This window comes from Modestobacter sp. SYSU DS0875, from assembly GCF_054050915.1.
In genome coordinates, this window is sequence record NZ_JBJHAH010000047.1 from 1 (window position 1) to 17579 (window position 17579).

19 protein-coding genes are annotated in these 17579 nt (G+C 74.4%); 10 read left to right on the forward strand and 9 right to left on the reverse strand.

What is annotated here, in order from left to right; genetic code table 11:
* A partial coding sequence (locus ACI79Y_RS19045; RefSeq protein ID WP_457160003.1) for an EAL domain-containing protein occupies positions 1 to 1884 on the reverse strand: 1884 nt, incomplete at its 3' end.
* A gap of 122 nt (positions 1885 to 2006) precedes the next feature.
* Between ACI79Y_RS19045 and ACI79Y_RS19050 the strand changes: the two genes are divergently transcribed.
* Both ACI79Y_RS19050 and ACI79Y_RS19055 read left to right on the forward strand, forming a co-directional pair.
* Positions 2007 to 4412: an ATP-binding cassette domain-containing protein gene (locus ACI79Y_RS19050; RefSeq protein ID WP_457160004.1), complete on the forward strand. Its 2406-nt coding sequence runs from the start codon at positions 2007 to 2009 to the stop codon at positions 4410 to 4412.
* A gap of 45 nt (positions 4413 to 4457) precedes the next feature.
* Entirely contained in the window at positions 4458 to 4646 is a 189-nt protein-coding gene (locus ACI79Y_RS19055; RefSeq protein ID WP_457160005.1) for a hypothetical protein, read from the forward strand.
* 40 nt (positions 4647 to 4686) lie between these two features.
* Here ACI79Y_RS19055 and ACI79Y_RS19060 read toward each other — a convergent pair whose 3' ends face one another.
* The gene (locus ACI79Y_RS19060; protein ID WP_457160006.1) at positions 4687 to 5895 is read right to left on the reverse strand and encodes a zinc-dependent alcohol dehydrogenase; all 1209 of its coding nucleotides are present in this window, start codon (positions 5893 to 5895) and stop codon (positions 4687 to 4689) included.
* Between the two features lie 428 nt (positions 5896 to 6323).
* Here ACI79Y_RS19060 and ACI79Y_RS19065 point away from each other — a divergent pair, with 428 nt between their 5' ends.
* Positions 6324 to 6500 carry a hypothetical protein gene (locus ACI79Y_RS19065; RefSeq protein WP_457139775.1) on the forward strand — a complete coding sequence of 59 codons (177 nt, stop codon included), beginning with the start codon at positions 6324 to 6326 and terminating at the stop codon, positions 6498 to 6500.
* Between the two features lie 98 nt (positions 6501 to 6598).
* Here ACI79Y_RS19065 and ACI79Y_RS19070 read toward each other — a convergent pair whose 3' ends face one another.
* Positions 6599 to 8239, reverse strand: coding sequence for a RecQ family ATP-dependent DNA helicase (locus ACI79Y_RS19070; RefSeq protein WP_457160007.1), 1641 nt, complete (start codon positions 8237 to 8239; stop codon positions 6599 to 6601).
* An 89-nt stretch (positions 8240 to 8328) separates the two neighbouring features.
* On the opposite strand from ACI79Y_RS19070, the gene ACI79Y_RS19075 reads away from it, so the two are divergent.
* Positions 8329 to 8781 carry a heavy metal-responsive transcriptional regulator gene (locus ACI79Y_RS19075; protein ID WP_457082761.1) on the forward strand — a complete coding sequence of 151 codons (453 nt, stop codon included), beginning with the start codon at positions 8329 to 8331 and terminating at the stop codon, positions 8779 to 8781.
* Between the two features lie 165 nt (positions 8782 to 8946).
* Here ACI79Y_RS19075 and ACI79Y_RS19080 read toward each other — a convergent pair whose 3' ends face one another.
* From ACI79Y_RS19080 to ACI79Y_RS19100, 5 genes are all read right to left on the reverse strand, one after another.
* On the reverse strand, positions 8947 to 9285 hold the full coding sequence (locus tag ACI79Y_RS19080; RefSeq protein WP_457160008.1) for a hypothetical protein: 339 nt from the start codon (positions 9283 to 9285) through the stop codon (positions 8947 to 8949).
* Complete coding sequence (locus ACI79Y_RS19085) at positions 9282 to 9677, reverse strand: DUF1622 domain-containing protein (RefSeq protein ID WP_457160009.1); 396 nt, start codon at positions 9675 to 9677, stop codon at positions 9282 to 9284. Before ACI79Y_RS19085 ends, ACI79Y_RS19080 begins: the two co-directional genes overlap by 4 nt.
* Before the next feature lie 43 nt (positions 9678 to 9720).
* Positions 9721 to 10179 (reverse strand): nuclear transport factor 2 family protein, encoded by a 459-nt coding sequence (locus ACI79Y_RS19090; RefSeq protein WP_457160010.1) that lies wholly within the window; start codon positions 10177 to 10179, stop codon positions 9721 to 9723.
* A gap of 61 nt (positions 10180 to 10240) precedes the next feature.
* Positions 10241 to 10519, reverse strand: coding sequence for a hypothetical protein (locus ACI79Y_RS19095; protein ID WP_457160011.1), 279 nt, complete (start codon positions 10517 to 10519; stop codon positions 10241 to 10243).
* Between the two features lie 32 nt (positions 10520 to 10551).
* Entirely contained in the window at positions 10552 to 11463 is a 912-nt protein-coding gene (locus ACI79Y_RS19100; protein ID WP_457160012.1) for an alpha/beta fold hydrolase, read from the reverse strand.
* Between the two features lie 150 nt (positions 11464 to 11613).
* Here ACI79Y_RS19100 and fabG point away from each other — a divergent pair, with 150 nt between their 5' ends.
* The 3 genes from fabG to ACI79Y_RS19115 are packed head-to-tail and all read left to right on the forward strand — an operon-like array spanning position 11614 to position 14259.
* Entirely contained in the window at positions 11614 to 12318 is a 705-nt protein-coding gene (gene fabG, locus ACI79Y_RS19105; protein ID WP_457160013.1) for a 3-oxoacyl-ACP reductase FabG, read from the forward strand.
* On the forward strand, positions 12318 to 13097 hold the full coding sequence (fabI, locus tag ACI79Y_RS19110) for an enoyl-ACP reductase FabI (protein WP_457160014.1): 780 nt from the start codon (positions 12318 to 12320) through the stop codon (positions 13095 to 13097). The genes fabG and fabI overlap by 1 nt, the downstream gene beginning before the upstream one ends.
* Positions 13090 to 14259, forward strand: a complete 1170-nt coding sequence (locus tag ACI79Y_RS19115) for a ferrochelatase (RefSeq protein WP_457160015.1) — start codon at positions 13090 to 13092, stop codon at positions 14257 to 14259. Before fabI ends, ACI79Y_RS19115 begins: the two co-directional genes overlap by 8 nt.
* A gap of 121 nt (positions 14260 to 14380) precedes the next feature.
* Here ACI79Y_RS19115 and ACI79Y_RS19120 read toward each other — a convergent pair whose 3' ends face one another.
* Positions 14381 to 15121: a hypothetical protein gene (locus tag ACI79Y_RS19120; RefSeq protein ID WP_457160016.1), complete on the reverse strand. Its 741-nt coding sequence runs from the start codon at positions 15119 to 15121 to the stop codon at positions 14381 to 14383.
* Between the two features lie 101 nt (positions 15122 to 15222).
* Between ACI79Y_RS19120 and ACI79Y_RS19125 the strand changes: the two genes are divergently transcribed.
* The 3 genes from ACI79Y_RS19125 to ACI79Y_RS19135 all read left to right on the forward strand — a co-directional run bounded on the left by ACI79Y_RS19125 (position 15223) and on the right by ACI79Y_RS19135 (position 17443).
* Positions 15223 to 15654 carry an NfeD family protein gene (locus ACI79Y_RS19125; protein WP_457160017.1) on the forward strand — a complete coding sequence of 144 codons (432 nt, stop codon included), beginning with the start codon at positions 15223 to 15225 and terminating at the stop codon, positions 15652 to 15654.
* Between the two features lie 25 nt (positions 15655 to 15679).
* Positions 15680 to 16135, forward strand: a complete 456-nt coding sequence (locus tag ACI79Y_RS19130; protein WP_457160018.1) for a GNAT family N-acetyltransferase — start codon at positions 15680 to 15682, stop codon at positions 16133 to 16135.
* An 87-nt stretch (positions 16136 to 16222) separates the two neighbouring features.
* A complete protein-coding gene (locus ACI79Y_RS19135; RefSeq protein ID WP_457160019.1) occupies positions 16223 to 17443 on the forward strand; it encodes an SPFH domain-containing protein in 1221 nt (406 codons plus the stop codon).
* Positions 17444 to 17579: the final 136 nt, after the last annotated feature.

Below are 17579 nucleotides of genomic sequence, written 5' to 3' on the forward strand. Positions count from 1 at the left end.
CCCGCCCCCGCGCCCGGAGCCCCGCCGCCCCGCCCCCACCCCGCGCCGGCCGCCCCGCCCCCCGCCGCCCCCCCCCCCCCCCCCCCCGCCCCCCCCCCCCCCCCCCCCCCCCAGCTCGAGGTCCAGGTGCTCCAGCACGTGCGCCCGGTTGGGGAGGCCGGTCAGCTCGTCGTGGTGGGCGAGGTACGTCGTCCGCCGTTCCCGCTCGACCCGGGCGGTCACGTCGAGCTGGCTGCCGATGTAGTGGGTGATCTCCCCGCCGTTCCAGACGGCGCTGATCCGGACCTCGTTCCAGAACGGGGAGCCGTCGCGCCGGTGGTTGAGCAGCACCGCGTGCACGTCCCGGCCGGCGAGGAGCCGTCGACGGATCGGCTGCACCTGGCTGGCGTCGGTGTCCGGCCCCTGGAGGAAGCGGCAGTTGCGGCCCAGGACCTCCGCCTCGGTGTAGCCGGTGATGCGCAGGAACGCGGCGTTCGCGTAGACCAGCGGGAGGTCGGGCAGCCGCGCGTCGGCGATGACGATGCCGTTGCTCGCGACGGCGACGGCCCGGAGCATCAGGTCGGGCAGCTCGTCCTCGGCCACCCGGAGGACCTCGGCGTCCGCGTGGTGCCCGGTCACCACGGCCGGCGCCGGGCCGGTGGTCCTGGGCCGCACCTTGTCCAGCAGGAGGCCGGCCGCGTCGAGCACCCGCTGCCGGTCGTAGGTCAGCGCGTAGTCCAGCCGCCGCTCCGCGGCCTCGGCCGGATCCCCGGGCCCGCGGACCTCCGCCGGCACCTCGCGGGCGGCGAGCGCGGCGGCGAAGTGCGGACTGACGATCGTCACGACCCACTCGGCGGCCAGCGGGTCGTCGGGCTCCAGTGCGGTGCCCGCCACCCCCGGGGCAGGCTCGGCGGGCATGCCGACCCCGGTCGCCGCGGTGAGGGCGGTGACGCTGCCGAGCGTCTCGTACCGGCGGCGCGTGCGGGCGCTCATCGACGCCGCGTGCTGGAAGTTCGCCAGGACCACGGTCTGCTCGTCCAGCAGCAGGGCCTGCCGCTCGAGCTGGCGGGTCATCGACGCCAGCAGCGGCACGCTGGTGCGCTGGGGCGCCGTCGCCGCGGCGAGGACCGTGTACGGCGTGGGCGCCGCCCCGTCCGCCGAGGCCACCACCCGGGGGGTCTGCGGCCGGAAGCGCACCGCGCGCATGCCGGTCGGCAGCCGCGGCTCGGGGCGGCCGAACATCCAGCCCTGCCCCAGCCGCGCGCCCAGTGCCAGGGCCCGCTCGAGGTGCTGCTCGGTCTCGATCCCCTCGGCCAGGACGACGGCGCCGGAGCGTTCCGCCTCGGCCCGGACGGCGTTGACCACCCCGGCCACCTGCAGCGTGGTGTGCCCCCGCACCAGGGCCAGGTCGAGCTTGATCACGTCCGGTCGCAGGAAGGACACCAGCGCCAGCCCGGCCGGCTCGGCGCCGACGTCGTCCAGCGCCACCCGCCAGCCGATGTCCCGGGCCCGCCGCACCCCGCGGACGAGGTCCGCCGGGCGTTCCAGCAGGTCGCGTTCGGTCACCTCGAGCACGATCTGGACGGGCGCCGGGGTGAGGTCGGCGAGCTCGGCCAGGTCGTCCGCGGAGAGGGTCGCCAGGGTCGCCGGCTCGATGTTCACGAACAGCGTCGTGGGCTCGGGGACGTCGGCCACCCCGGCCAGCGCGGCGCGCAGGCACGCGCGGTCCAGCGCCGCGGTCGTCCCGTCGGCAGCTGCGGCGGCGAACAGGTGGGTCGGTGACTCCAGGGGGGCGGCTTCGCCCCGGGACAGCGCCTCCACGGCCACCAGCGCACCGTCGTGCAGGTCGACGATCGGCTGGAACAGCGATCGCACCGCGTCAACCGAGCGCAGCGGCCGGGGCATGGACCTGAGCCTCCCACGAGCTCCGGCGACGGGCGCGGCGTCGAGCACGCCACCGGCCCACCGGGTGCGGCAGGATCCGGCCGGGGAGCAGCCCGGGTCCCGCCGGGCGGAGGGAGAGTGCGATGAGCCCCACCACCACGAGCACGGCCACCAGCACCCAGGCGTCGTCGGGGAAGCCGCACGTGGCCGACCGGCACGACCTGATCCGGGTGATCGGCGCGCGGCAGAACAACCTCGCGGACGTCAGCGTCGAGATCCCGAAGCGCCGGCTGACGGTGTTCACCGGCGTCTCCGGCTCGGGCAAGAGCTCGCTGGTGTTCGGCACGATCGCCGCGGAGTCGCAGCGGCTGATCAACGAGACCTACAGCGCCTTCGTGCAGGGGTTCATGCCGTCGCTGGCCCGGCCGGACGTCGATCTGCTCGACGGGCTGACGACGGCGATCATCGTCGACCAGGAGCGGATGGGCGCCAACCCCCGCTCCACGGTGGGCACCGCCACCGACGCCAACGCGATGCTGCGCATCCTGTTCAGCCGGCTGGGCGAGCCGCACATCGGTTCGCCGCAGGCGTTCTCCTTCAACGTCGCCTCGATCAGCGGAGCCGGGGCGGTCACCTTCGAGCAGGGCGGCCGGACCGTCAAGGAGCGCCGCGAGTTCAGCATCACCGGCGGCATGTGCCCGCGCTGCGAGGGCATGGGCCGGGTCACCGACATCGACGTGACCCAGCTCTACGACGACAGCAAGTCGCTCAACGAGGGCCCGTTCACCGTTCCCGGCTACAGCGCCGACGGCTGGTACGGGCGCATCTACGGCGGCTCCGGGTTCTTCGACCCGGACAAGCCGATCCGCGAGTACACCGACGCCGAGCTGCACGACCTGCTGCACAAGGAGCCAACCAAGATCAAGGTCGACGGGATCAACCTGACCTACGAGGGGCTGATCCCGAAGATCCAGAAGTCGATGTTGAGCAAGGACCGGGAGGCGATGCAGCCGCACGTCCGGGCGTTCGTGGACCGGGCGGTCGTCTTCACCACCTGCCCGGACTGCGACGGCACCCGGCTCAGCGCGGCGGCCCGGTCCTCGCGCATCCGCGGGAAGAACATCGCCGAGGCCTGCGCCATGCAGATCAGCGACCTCGCCGAGTGGGTGCGCGCCCTCGACGAGCCGTCGGTGGCGCCGCTGCTGGGCGGGCTGGGGGAGACCCTCGACGCGTTCGTGGAGATCGGGCTGGGCTACCTGTCGCTCGACCGGCCGGCGGGCACGCTGTCGGGCGGCGAGGCCCAGCGGACCAAGATGATCCGGCACCTCGGCTCCTCGCTCACCGACGTCACCTACGTCTTCGACGAGCCGACGATCGGCCTGCACCCGCACGACATCGGGCGGATGAACGACCTGCTGCTGCGGTTGCGCGACAAGGGCAACACCGTGCTCGTGGTCGAGCACAAGCCCGAGACGATCGCGATCGCCGACCACGTCGTCGACCTCGGCCCCGGCGCCGGGACGGCCGGCGGCACGGTCTGCTTCGAGGGCACGGTCGAGGAGCTGCGGGCCAGCGGCACCCTCACCGGGCGGCACCTCGACGACCGGGTCTCGGTGAAGCCCGCGGTCCGCACGCCCTCGGGCGCGCTGGAGGTGCGCGGCGCCGGCACGCACAACCTGCGGGACGTCGACGTCGACATCCCGCTCGGCGTGCTGGTGGTGCTGACCGGCGTGGCGGGGTCGGGCAAGAGCTCGCTGATCTCGGGGTCGGTGGCCGGCCGGGATGGCGTCGTGACCGTCGACCAGGCCCCGATCCGCGGCTCCCGCCGGAGCAACCCGGCGACCTACACCGGGCTGCTCGACCCGATCCGGAAGGCCTTCGCGAAGGCCAACGGGGTGAAGCCGGCGCTGTTCAGCGCCAACTCCGAGGGTGCCTGCCCCACGTGCAAGGGCGCCGGGGTGGTGTACACCGACCTGGCGACGATGGCCGCGGTCGCCACCCCCTGCGAGGAGTGCGAGGGCAGGCGGTTCCAGGCCTCGGTGCTGGAGTACCGCTTGGGTGGGCGGGACATCAGCGAGGTGCTGGCCATGTCGGTGGCCGAGGCCGAGCAGTTCTTCGGCGCCGGTGACGCGCGCACGCCGGCCGCGCAGAAGGTGCTGACCCACCTGGCCGACGTGGGGCTCGGCTACCTCACCCTCGGCCAGCCGCTCACCACGCTGTCCGGCGGCGAACGGCAGCGGCTCAAGCTGGCGACCCACATGGGGGAGCCGGGCGGCGTCTACGTGCTGGACGAGCCCACCACCGGTCTGCACCTGGCCGATGTGCAGCACCTGCTCGGCCTGCTCGACCGGCTGGTCGACGCCGGGACGTCGGTCGTCGTCATCGAGCACCACCAGGCGGTGATGGCGCACGCCGACTGGATCATCGACCTCGGACCCGGGGCCGGGCACGACGGTGGCCGGGTGGTCTTCGAAGGCACCCCGGCCGACCTGGTGGCCTCGCGCGCCACCCTGACCGGTGAGCACCTGGCGGACTACGTCGGCGGCTGAGGCGCGGCTGTTTACAGCGTAAACAGGGCTGTCTAGACTACGCGGGTGCCGTTGGTCCTGCATGTCGGTGGTCCTCGCGACGGGCAGGTCGACGACCTGCCCGAGGAGGAGCTCGCCTCGTCGCTGCTCGTGTACGACGGGCCGCGCTGGCTCGGGGTCTACGAGCGGGTGGAGCCCCGCCGGGTCGTCGACACGCCCCGTGGCCCGGCCGAGGTCTGGGCGGTGCACGAGTAGCCGACCGCGGCCCCTCGTGCGGCGGGCAGGCGCGGTGGGGTCAGGGCGCGATGACCGCCTTGGTCCAGCCGCTCTGCCGCTGGTCGAAGGTCTCGTACGCCTGCAGGACCGTCGGCATGTCCTCGACCTGGGTCAGCACCGTCGACGGGTCGATGGCACCGGTGCGCACCAGGTCCAGCAGGTGCGGCAGGTACCGCCGGTGGTTGCAGTTGCCCATCTTCACGCTGAGGTTCTTGTTCATCGCCGCGCCGGTCGGGAACGCGGTCATCTGCGGCGGGTAGACGCCGATGACGCCGATGCTGCCGGCCTTGGCCACCGCCTGGACCGCCCACTCCAGCGACTGACTCGGCGCGTCACCCGGCACGAAGGTGTCCCCGTGCGGGTTCTGCTCGGGGGCCACCTGGGAACGCTCGGCGTCGAACTGCTGCGCCTCCTGCTCGGCCTGCTCGGCCGCCGGCCCGGACTTCGGCCGCTGGGCGTCCACGCCGACCGCGTCGATCACCCGGTCCACCCCGATCCCGCCGGTCAGTTCCTTGACGACCTCGACGGGGTCCTCGGCGTTGAAGTCGATCGCCTCGGCGCCGCGCGCCCGGGCCTGGTCCAGCCGGCTGGTGAGGCCGTCGACGACGAGCACCCGCCCGGCGCCCTGCTGGAAGGCGCTGGTGACGGCGAACTGACCGACCGGGCCGGCGCCGAGCACCAGCACGGTGTCGCCGTCGGACACGTCGGCCAGCCGGGCACCGAACCAGGCGGTGGGGTAGATGTCGGACAGCATCAGCGCCGCGTCGTCGCTGACCTCCTCGGGCAGCCACACGGGGCCGACGTTGGCGAACGGGATGCGCGCGTACTGGGCCTGCAGACCGTCGACCGGGCCGGTGGTCTGCGGACCGCCGAAGAAGCAGGTGCCCGCGGCCGGGCCGTTGGGGTTGGCATTGTCGCACTGCGCGTAGTACCCGGCCCGGCAGTACGAGCAGTAGCCGCAGCCGATCGTCGAAGGGACCACCACCCGGTCACCGGGACGCAGGTTCCGCACCCCCGGACCGGTCTCGCGCACCACGCCGACCGCCTCGTGCCCGAGGATCGTGCCCTCGACCATGCCGGGCATCGTGCCGCGGACGAAGTGCAGGTCGGTGCCGCAGATGCCGCTCGCGGTCACCTCGATGATCGCGTCGGTCGGGTCCTGGATGGTCGGGTCGGGGACGTCGTCCAGTCGGATGTCCCCGACGCCGTGCCACACCACTGCCTTCATGTCGTTCCTCCGGATCGCTCGCGCTGGTCGTTGGGGGCGTTGAGGGAGCCGCAGCTGACGTCTGGCAGCCGGTGCACCCGCTCGGCCCGGTCGGGACCGCTGTCGTCGAGGTGCAGGCGACTCCCGTGGGCCCGGGCACGGCCGCATCCGTGCTGGTCGTGCACTCGCGGGCACCCGGGGCTCGGACACCGCGCCCCTACCCGCGCCCCGGGCAGGTATGCGGTTCGGTGCATCCCGTCGGTGGCCGGGCAGCGATCCGCCACATCCCGTCGCAGCCCTGCCGGCTCGCTGGCGACGAGGAAGTGGAAGAGCCCGGCATCCTGCGCCTCCCTCCGGCGTGGGCGGCTGTGGCACCTGCTGGCGGCGTGTCCGTTGGCCCGGCCGGTGCGCGGGTGTGTGCCCACGGCGGTTCCGGGAAACCCAGGGGCATGGCCAAGAACAACGACGCAGATGCCCAGCGCGCCGCCGTCCGCGAGGCGCACCGCAACGGTGAGTCCCCCAGCGCCGCGGGAGTGACCACCGGCGCGTCCAAGCAGACCCGCCACGTGCGGAAGGGCGAGGACCGCCACGAGCACTCCAGCGCCCAGGGCAAGAGCAAGACCTGATCCGCCCGCGGGCAGCAGCGACAGCGCCCGCCGGCCGCAGGGCCCATCGCGGCGGAGAGCCGCCGCGGTAGCCCGTCCTGGGCGCCGGCGCTGCCGGCTCAGTCGGCGGTGAGCAGGTGGTTGGACTCGACGGCGGCGGTGGCCAGGGTCTTGTAGCCCTCCTGGTCGAACAGCACCGTCAGCCGGTCCGGCTCCACGGACATGACCACGCCGTGCCCCCACTCCGGGTGCCGGACGGCGCTGTTCACCGGGAACGGGGCGTCGTCGACGGCGTGCTCCTGCGCGGTGCCCGCCGCGCACGTGTCGCAGTTGCCGCACGGGTGCGGGAGCTGCTCGCCGAAGTAGCCGAGCAGGAACTGCCGCCGGCACCCGGTGGTCTCGGCGTAGCCACGCACCATCTCGATCCGGGAGCGGATCAGCCGCTGGTGGGTCTCGGACACCTCGACGGCCTCCTGCACCGCCTCGCGCGGCCCGACGTCGGGGTCCAGGTACTCCAGCCGGCCGTCGTCGGTGGTGGCGACCGCGCCGGCCTGCTCCAGCAGGTTCACGGCGCGGGTGCGCTTGGCCGCCGGGGCGTCGACGTCGTCGGCGAGCTCGGCGGTGCGCACCGGCCCGTCGTGCTGGTCGAGGGACTCGGCCACGTCCGCCAGCACCTCCTCGGGGGCGCGGCTGGCGGTGAGGAAGGTCTGCAGGTGGAGGTCCTCGGGGCGGTGGAAGAGGTACACCTCCGCCGGCTCGCCGTCCCGGCCGGCGCGGCCGATCTGCTGGTAGTAGGAGTCCAGCGACTCCGGCGCCGAGGCGTGCACGACGAAGCGCACGTCTGGCTTGTCGATGCCCATGCCGAACGCCGAGGTGGCCACCACGACGTCCACCTCGCCGCCGAGGAACTGCTCGTGCACCCGGGTGCGGTCGGCTGCCTTCATCCCCGCGTGATAGGCCGCGACCCGGTGGCCCAGCTGGGCGAGCTCGTCGGCGTAGTACTCGGCGTCCTTGCGGCTGGCGACGTAGACCAGCCCACCCCGGGTGGCCGGGTCGGACATCAGCCCGCCGACCCGCACCACCACCGCGGACCGCTTGCGCCGGTCGTCGCTCTCCCGTTCCACGGCCAGGCGCAGGTTCGGCCGGTCGAAGCTGGCGACGACCTCCACGGCGTCGCGCAGGCCCAGTCGCGCCAGGACGTCCTGCCGCACCGGCAGCGCCGCGGTCGCGGTGAGGGCCAGCACCGGTGGGTGCCCGAGCCGTTCGATCGCCGTCCCGAGGCGCAGGTAGTCGGGGCGGAAGTCGTGGCCCCAGGCGGAGACGCAGTGGGCCTCGTCGACGACGAAGAAGCTGATGCCGAGCCTGGCGAGCTCGTCGAGGACGTCGTCCTTGGCCAGTTGCTCGGGGGAGAGGAACAGGTACTCGGCCTCGCCCTCCCGGACGGCGTCCCAGGCGTGCCGCGTCTCACCGGCCCGCTGCGCGGAGTTGACCGCCACGGCTTCGGGGGCGGCAGAGTCGTCGATGCCCTCCATCTGGTCCCGCTGCAGCGCCAGCAGCGGCGAGACGACGAGCGTGGGGCCGTCCAGCAGCAGCGCGGGCACCTGGTAGATGGCGGACTTCCCCGCGCCGGTCGGCAGCACCGCCAGGACGTCCCGGCCGGCCATCACCTGCTCCATCGCCTCGAGTTGTTCGGGGTGCAGCTCCGGCCAGCCGAAGCTGTCGGCGGCGGTCTGCTGGAGGGCTTCGCGGGTGTCCGGCACCGATGGCCGGTACCCACCGCACGGACCATCGCAATCGTCCGGTCGGCCGGCTTGACCTTGGAGCCGACTCCCAGGTCTACGGTCCGGCCATGACGACGACCGAGACCGGCAGCGGAGCCCGCGGGCTGCGCGTCGCCGAGCTCGCGGAGGCCGCGGGGGTCTCCGGCGACACGGTCCGCTACTACGAACGGGTGGGGCTGCTGCGCCCGCCCGCCCGGACCGCAGCGGGCTACCGGAGCTACCCGCACGACGAGCTGGACCGGCTCCGGTTCGTCCAGGGCGCACAGCGCCTGGGTCTGCGGCTGGCCGACATCCGCGAGCTGCTGGCCGTGCGGGACACCGGCTCGTGCGCGTGCGAGCCGGCGGAGCAGTTGCTGCGCCGCCGGCTCGCCGAGCTCGACGCCGAACTCGACCGGCTCACCCGGTTGCGCGCGGAGATGGTCGCCATGGCCGAGGCACTGCCGGCCGACGACTGCCCGCCGCCGAGCCCCGGCACGTGGTGCCCGAGTCAGGAGGGAGGTGACCCGACGTGCTGCGACTGAGCTGCGACTGCGACTGCGCCGACCAGACCTGCTCCTGCGACTGCTGAGCCGCGCGGCGCCTGGCTGCAGCCGGACCCGGGCCGGTGACAGCGCGGGTGGCCTGCACCCCGGGGACGCCCGGAGCGCAGGCGCCCGCACCCCAGGCTGGGCGTCGGTGCGCGACGGTCAGGGGCGCCAGTGGGGGCGGACCGACCGGTGCACCAGGCCGTCCGCCGACGGCCGACCCGGGCGCCGGCCGGCCCGCGGCGTCCAGGACCGTGCACCGATCCGCAGCCCGGCGCCGGCGAGGTGCCGCAGCGCGACGAGCGCGGCGGCGGTGGCGATGCTCTGCCAGTCCGGGTCCCCGGCCATCCGGAGCAGACCGGCGGCCAGCAGCAGGTCCAGCAGCACCCCCAGCGCCAGCGCCGGACGGCGGCTCGCGGCCAGGGTGAGCGCACCGGCGACCAGGGCCAGCGCGGAGAGCAGCTGCGGCCCCAGCCCGGTCACCGCGTCCCCCACCGTCATGTGGCGCGCTCCCGCCGATCGTCGTCGGCGGCGTCGTCCGACTCCCGGTGCTGCTCGGCGACCTGGCGTCGTTCCTCCGCGATCTCCCTGCCGAGGAACCAGTTCAGCGCGGTCCGGATCGCCGCGACGGCGGCCAGCTTCCCGAGCTCCTCGAAGCTGGGGGCGACCGCCGTCCGCAGCACGTCGCTGGCCAGCTGGAACTCCAGGCCCAGGGCCAGGAAGCGACCCAGGGTGAGCCGGACGGGGACGAAGGCCCGGTCGTCGCGGTGTCGCAGCGCGACCCAGAGGAAGCGGGCGAAGGCCCACAGCGCGCCGATGACGATGACGACGACGGCGCACGCCTCGACGATGACGACGAGCAGGTTGACGGCGTCCTCGAGGAGCTCTTCCACGCAGCGCCCCTACCCGGCTGTGCTGCGTGCACGCCGGGGTCGGTCAGCGCAGCGGGATCTCCACCCCGCGCTCGGCGTCGGTGCGCGGGCCGGTCCAGCGGCGGTCGTCGGCGCTGATGGGGATGTCGTTGATGCTCGCCTCCCGGCGGCGCATCAGCCCGTGCGCGTCGAACTCCCAGTTCTCGTTGCCGTGGCTGCGCCACCACTGCCCGGTCGAGTCGTGCCACTCGTACTGGAACCGCACCGCGATCCGGTCGTCCGTGAACGCCCACAGCGACTTGCGCAGGACGTAGTCGAGCTCGCGCTGCCACTTGGCGGTGAGGAAGTCGACGATCTCCGCGCGACCGCTGAGGAAGGTGTCCCGGTTCCGCCACTCCGAGTCCTCGGTGTAGGCCAGCGACACCCGCTCCGGGTCCCGGGAGTTCCACGCGTCCTCCGCGGCCTGCACCTTCTGCAGCGCGGTCTCCCGGGTGAACGGCGGCAGCGGTGGGCGATCGGTCACGGGAACTCCAGCGGGTCGGTGGTCGGTCGGCTCGGCCCATCGTGTCCGACGGCGGGCCCGGTCACCAGCGGCCCGTGTCTCCCGCGGCGGCCAGTGCCCGGTCGACCGGCGGTGAGCGGCGCACCCGGACGTGCCGTCCGGCCAGCTCGGCCACGGCCAGGTGGTCCAGCAGCAGCTCGAGCCCGGACGGCGACAGCGCGGTCACCGAGCCCGCGTCGATGGCGTCCACCCGCGCCGGCTCCCGTCCGTAGCGGTCGACGTACGCGGCCACGGCGGCGACGTCGACCTGCCCGGCCAGGCACAGCAGCCGCCCGCCGGAGGTGTTCAGCAGGCGCACCACGCCCCGGACACCCGTGGGGCCTCCCGGTGCGCTCACGCGCTGGCCCGGGGCCGGTCGGCGTCCCCGGCACGCCGCACCATGGTCAGCACCGTCTCGGCGACGAGGTCCGGGTGGGTCAGGGGCAGCATGTGCGCCGCTTCGGGGACCTCGACCAGCTCTGCCCGGGGGATCCGCTCGACCAGCCGCTCCGCGTCGCCACGGGACACCTCGCGGTCGCGGGAGCCGTGCAGCACGGTCACCGGCACCGTGAGCGCGGGAGCCGGCCGCTGCCCGTCCTGGCTCACGCTGGCCAGCGTCGTCCGCACCAGTGCTCGCCGGCGGGTGCGCAGGAAGTCCGCCCGCACCCGGGCCACCAGGTGGTCCGGCGCCCCCGGGGCGAAGACGTACCAGCGCGTGAGCCGGTCGGTGAGCCGGCGCCACGGCCGCAGCCGGTGGGCCACGCCGACGGCCGTGACCACGACGCCGAGCCAGAAGCCGCGCACCGCCCGGGCCACCGGGGCGGGCACGCCGCGGGCGGGGAGCCCCGGAACGGTGACGGCGGAGGCCCCCGACCCGGCGAAGACGACGCCGGACAGCGCGCCGTCCCCGGAGCCGGCGACGTGCTCCAGCAGGATCGCGCCGCCGAGGCTGTGCACGAGGGCGGTGGCCCGCTCGTCCCCGGAGCGGACCCGGGTGAGCACCGCGCCCAGATCGGCGGCGTGCGTGGCCAGCCCGTAGGACCCGTCGCGGGCCTGCTCGCTGTCGCCGTGACCCCGCAGGTCGTAGGCCACCACCCGGCAGGAGGCGGCCAGCCGCTCGGGCACGTCGCCCCAGGAGCTGGTCGACATCCCCATCCCGTGGACCAGGAGGACCAGGGGCGCGTTCTCGGGGCCCCAGGTGGTCACGGACAGGCGGGTGCCGTCGGCGGAGACGACGTGGGTCGGGCGGGTCTCCTCGGAGGGCATTGGTCCTCCCTGCCCGTCGCCGCGTGCGGTCAATCCTCGGGGCGGGACCCCCGGCCCTCCGACGGACGCCCCGGAGGGCCGGCCCCCGCCCACCGACTAGGTTGAGCCCGACGAAACGCACTGCAGGCGGCGATCGGCGAGGTGGGGCACGTGGGCAGGTCGGTGCTGGTGACCGGCGGCAACCGGGGGATCGGGCTGGCCATCGCCCGCTCCTTCGCCGAGCAGGGCGATGCGGTGGCGGTCACCCACCGCGGCAGCGGCGCGCCCGAGGGGCTGTTCGGCGTGGAGTGCGACGTCACCGACGCCGCAGCGGTCGACCGCGCGTTCACCGAGGTCGAGGAGCACCAGGGCCCGGTGGAGGTGCTGGTCAGCAACGCCGGCATCACCCGCGACGGGCTGCTGCTGCGGATGGGCGAGGAGCAGTTCACCGACGTCATCGACGCGAACCTCACCGCCGCCTACCGGGTCGCCAAGCGCGCCGCGCCGAAGATGGTGCGCGCCCGGGCCGGCCGGATGGTCTTCATCTCCTCGGTCGTCGGGCTGCTCGGCTCGGCCGGGCAGGTGAACTACGCGGCGAGCAAGTCCGGGCTGGTCGGGCTCGCCCGCTCGATCGCCCGGGAGCTGGGCAGCCGCAACGTCACCGCGAACGTGGTGGCGCCGGGGTTCGTGTCGACCGACATGACCGCGGAGCTGCCGGAGAAGCGGCAGCAGGAGATCCTCGGGCAGGTGCCGCTGGGCCGGCTCGCCGAGGCAGACGAGATCGCTGGCGTCGTCCGCTTCCTGGCGAGCGACGCGGCGGGGTACATCACCGGGGCGGTCGTCCCGGTCGACGGCGGACTGGGGATGGGGCACTGATGGGCATTCTGGACGGCAAGAAGATCCTGATCGCCGGCGTGCTGACGGAGGCGTCGATCGCCTTCTCCGCGGCGCGGATCGCGCAGGAGCAGGGCGCCACCGTCGTCCTGTCCAACTTCGGCCGGGCGTTCTCACTGTGCCAGCGGATCGCCAAGCGGCTGCCGCAGGAGGCGCCGGTCATCGAGCTGGACGTCACCGACCCCGAGCACCTGTCGACGCTGGCCGACCGGTTGCGCGAGCACCTGGGTGGCGACGACGCGCGGCTGGACGGCGTCGTCCACTCGATCGGCTTCGCCCCGCAGGAGGCGATGGGGGAGGGCTTCCCCGAGGTCGGCTGGGAGCACGCCGCCACCGCCTTCCAGGTCTCCGCCTGGTCGCTGGCATCGCTGACCCAGGCCTGCCGGCCGCTGTTCGGCGAGACCGCGTCGGTCGTCGGACTGACCTTCGACGCGACCGTCGCGTGGCCGGTCTACGGCTGGATGGGTGCGGCCAAGGCCGCGTTGGAGTCGACCTCCCGGTACCTGGCCCGCGAGCTCGGGCCCGAGGGCGTGCGGGTGAACCTGGTCGCCGCCGGCCCGCTGCGCACCATGGCGATGAAGTCGATCCCGGGCAGCAACCAGTTCGAGGAGGCGTGGGAGCAGCGCGCCCCGCTGGGCTGGTCGGTCACCGACACCGACCCCGCGGGCAAGGCCGTCGCCGCCCTGCTCTCGGACTGGTTCCCGGCCACCACCGGAGAGATCGTGCACGTGGACGGCGGGTTCCATGCCGTCGGTGTCTGACCTCTCCCGCCCGGCGCACCCGATGCCGGAGGGGGCGTCGATCACCCCGGCCGGCCAGCAGCCGAACGAGGAGCCCTCGCTCGCCGTCCGCAACAACGGCGGGGTCGCCCCGTCGACGGCGCCCGCGCCGGCCGGTCGCCGCGAGGCGCTGCTGGTGCTGGGTTTCGGCGGCCCGGAGGGGCCCGCGGACGTCATGCCGTTCCTGGAGAACGTGACCCGGGGGCGCGGCATCCCCCGCGAGCGGCTGGAGGCCGTCGCCGAGCACTATCACCACTTCGGCGGTGTCAGCCCGATCAACGACCAGAACGAGGCGCTGATCGCGGCCCTGGAGGCCGAGTTCGAGACGGCCGGCATCGACCTGCCGGTGTACTGGGGCAACCGCAACTGGGCGCCCTACGTCGAGGACGCCTGGCGGCAGATGGCGGAGGACGGCGTCGAGCACGCCTACGTCCTGGCGACGTCGGCGTACGCATCGTTCTCCGGCTGCCGGCAGTACCACGAGGACGTCGCCCGGGCCCGGGTCGCGCTGGAGTCCGACCCGGCGGCGCCGGCCGGCCCCACCGCGGAGAAGCTGCCGCACTACTTCGACACCCCCGGGTTCGTCCAGGCCAACGCCGATGCGCTGACCGCCGCGCTGGCGCAGCTGCCGGCCGACCTGCGCGACGGTGCCCGGCTGGTCGCCACCGCGCACAGCATCCCGAACGCGATGGCCGACGTCGCCGGACCGCAGGGGCACGCCTACGAGGCCGAGCTGCAGCGCGCCGCCCAGCTGGTCGTCGACGCCGCCGCGCCGGGCCGCCCGTTCGACCTGGTCTGGCAGAGCCGCAGCGGCCCGCCGTCGGTGCCGTGGCTGGAGCCCGACGTCAACGACCACCTGCGGGCGCTGGCGGAGAACGGGGAGCAGGCCGTCGTCGTCTTCCCGGTGGGCTTCATCAGCGACCACCTCGAGGTCATCTGGGACCTGGACAACGAGGCGAAAGAGACCGCCGAGGAGCTCGGCCTCGCCTTCGCCCGCGCGGCGACGGCGGGCACACACGAGGCGTTCGTCCGCTCGCTGCGCGAGCTGCTCGAGGAGCGCCGCGCCGGTGGCGAACCGCGGCTGGGCACGAACTGCCCGGCGTCCTGCTGCTTCGTGCAGCGCCCCGCCCGCCCCGCGGCCTGATCCACCGAGTCACCGTCCCCTGCCGCGGTCGATCATGGTGGTCTCGCTCGGGGACACGCCGGCGCTCGGCGTGTCCCCGAGCACGACGGCCATGATCAACGGCTGAGGGCGCGTACCGAGGTCAGTCTCTCGGCACCCAGTTGTAGGCGGCGACGGTCGCCTCGCGGACGGCGGTGGCCAGCGGGCGCAGCGCCTCGTCCCGGGCGGCCGCCTGGGCGTGGGTGACCGCGGCCCCGGGTGCGTCGGCCATCGCCAGGTCGAGCACCTGCCGCAGCCGCTGCGCCCGACCGAGCACCGAGACCGCCAGCGGGTCGTGGTCGTCGGGCAGCCCGGGCGCGCGCACGCCCTTGGCCAGCCCCGCCAGCAGCGACGGGACCTCCGGGTGCCAGCGGGCCAGGTCCAGGGAGGCCAGCGTGCGCGCCGCGTCCCCGACGGCGAGGTCCAGGGCCCCGGAGGCCGCCCGCAGCGTCCCCTCCGCGGCGGGGGCGGCCGGGGGAGCGCCGTCCAGCGGCACCACCGTCCAGGCGACCATCTCCGTGCCCAGCTCCTCGGGCACCAGCGCGACCTGCCCGCCGACCGCGACCTGCCCCGACTCCAGCGCGAGCGCCGTCAGCGCGGGGACCGCGGGCACCCCACGGGTGTCCCCGGGGGCCGGGAGCACCAGCCGCAGCCGGGCCTCCCCGAGACCCCGCAGCGCGCTCAGCGCCCAGCCGAGCGGCACGGCCTCGTCGGTGCCGGGCATCCCGACGACCCGGTGGGCGGTGTCCCCGGTGACGGCGTCGAGCGCCTCGTCGTAGGAGGAGCGGCCGGTGAGCCAGGCGGTGGCCCAGACGGCGAGACGGCCGGCGGCGAGATCGTGCACGGTGACCGAGGCTACGACGGCGCCGGGAGGTGCCGCCCGGGCGGGCGCCACGCGGGGCGCCGCGATCGGCCGGGCACCGCGGCCCGTGCCAGACTCGGGGTGTGCCCGCCTGGCTGCTCTGGTTGATCGCCTCAGGCCTGTTCGCGGCCGGTGAGGTCGCCAGCCTGGACCTGGTGCTGCTCATGTTCGCCGGCGGCGCCCTCGGCGGGATGACCGTCGCCCTGCTGGGCGGGGCGGTGTGGTTGCAGTTGCTCGCGTTCGTCGTCGTCGCCGCGGGCCTGCTCGTGGTGGTCCGCCCGATCGCCAAGCGGCACCTGGTCGACCGCACGCCCGAGCAGATCGACGGCGTCCAGACGCTGATCGGCCGCGAGGCCGTGGTCAGCCGGCGCGTCGACAACGCCGAGGGCCGGATCCGGCTCGGCGAGGACGAGTGGACGGCCCGCACCCAGCTCGACGGTGAGGCCTACGAGGTCGGCGCCACGGTGCGCATCGTGCAGATCGAGGGGCCGATCGCCTACGTCAGCCACCTCTGACCGGGTGGTGGAGCTCCGGGCGGTCGTGCCGGCCACGGACGAGGACCTCGCCAGGGAGCTGCTGGAGCTCCAGCACGAGGCCTACGCGGTCGAGGCCGCACTGATCGGTGACGACCGCATCCCGCCGCTCGGGGAGGGGCTGGCCGAGCTGCGCGCGGCACCGCTGGCCTGGGTCGGCGCGTGGTCGGGCAGCCGACTGGTCGGTGCCGTCGCGTGGACGGAGTCGCCGCGCCTGCTGGAACTCGACCGTCTCGTGGTGTCGCCCGGCGCCGCCCGTCAGGGCATCGGCACGGCCCTCGTGCGCCGGAGCCTCCAGCTGGCCGGAGGGCGCCCCACCGTGGTGTCCACGGGCCGGGCCAACCGCCCGGCCCGGGCGCTGTACGAGCGGCTGGGCTTCGCGGCCACCGGCGACACGGAGGTGCTGCCCGGGCTGTGGGTGACGGCGTACCGGCACTGGCCGGTCCCGGCTGCGATCGGGTGACACCGCGCGCGGGGACGTGACGCGGTGCTCCTGCGGAGGGCAGGATCGGCAGGACGCACCGCCTCCTAGGAACGGAGCACCACCAGCGTGGATGCCGCCCTGATCGCCCTCATCGTGATCGCCGTGCTCGTGGTCTTCGTGCTGGCGAGGAGCGTGACGATCGTCCCCCAGGCCCAGGCCAAGGTGGTCGAGCGTCTCGGTCGCTACAGCCGCACCCTGTCGCCGGGCCTGGCCCTGCTCGTCCCGTTCGTCGACCGGGTGCGCGCCACCATCGACCTGCGCGAGCAGGTCATCTCCTTCCCGCCGCAGCCGGTCATCACCGCCGACAACCTGCAGGTGGGCATCGACACCGTCGTCTACTTCCAGGTCACCGACCCGCGGCTGGCGGTGTACGGGATCGCGAACTACATCACCGGCATGGAACAGCTGACCACCACGACCCTGCGCAACGTCGTCGGCGGGCTGAACCTGGAGGGCGCGCTCACCGGCCGGGACGGCATCAACTCCCAGCTGCGCTCCGTGCTCGACGGCACCACCGGCCCCTGGGGCCTGCGGGTGGCCCGCGTGGAGATCAAGGCGATCGACCCGCCGCCGTCGATCCAGGACTCCATGGAGAAGCAGATGCGCGCCGACCGCGACAAGCGCGCGGTCATCCTCACCGCCGAGGGGCAGCGGCAGTCGGCGATCACCACCGCCGAGGGCCAGAAGGCCGCATCGATCCTGTCGGCGGAGGGCAAGAAGCAGGCAGCCATCCTGGACGCCGAGGCCGAGCGGCAGAGCCGCATCCTGCGCGCCGAGGGTGAGCGAGCCGCGCTGTTCCTGCAGGCGCAGGGGCAGGCCAAGTCGATCGAGACGGTCTTCCAGGCCATCCACGACGGCAAGCCCGACCAGGGCCTGCTGGCCTACCAGTACCTGCAGACGCTGCCGAAGATCGCCCAGGGCGACGCGAACAAGATGTGGATCGTCCCCAGCGAGTTCAGCAAGGCGCTGGAGGGCCTGTCCAAGCTGGGCGGTGGCGACGACGGCGAGGGGTCACGCAGCTGGCTGGACGTCGACGCACCCACCGGCGGGCAGCGTCCCGCCGAGGGGCAGCCGCCGGCGTCCTCACTGGACACCAGCAACTGGTTCGACTCGAACCTGCCGCCGGCGGCCGAGCAGCCCGAGGCCAAGATCTCGCTGTCGAGCATCGCCGACCAGCCGGCGGAGACGACGCCGCAGATCCCCACCCCGCCGCCGCTGGCGCAGGTGAAGCAGGACGTGCAGGAGAGCGGCCCGGCCGCCGACCCGCGCAACCGCGAAGGAGACTGAACGCCGCAGTGACCCGGCGCCGCTGAGCCGTCGCGGGGGGGGGGGGGGGGGGGGGGGGGGGGGGGGGGGGGGGGGGGGGGGGGGGGGGGGGGGGGGGGGGGGGGGGGGGGGGGGGGGGTCGGGGGGGGCGTTGGCG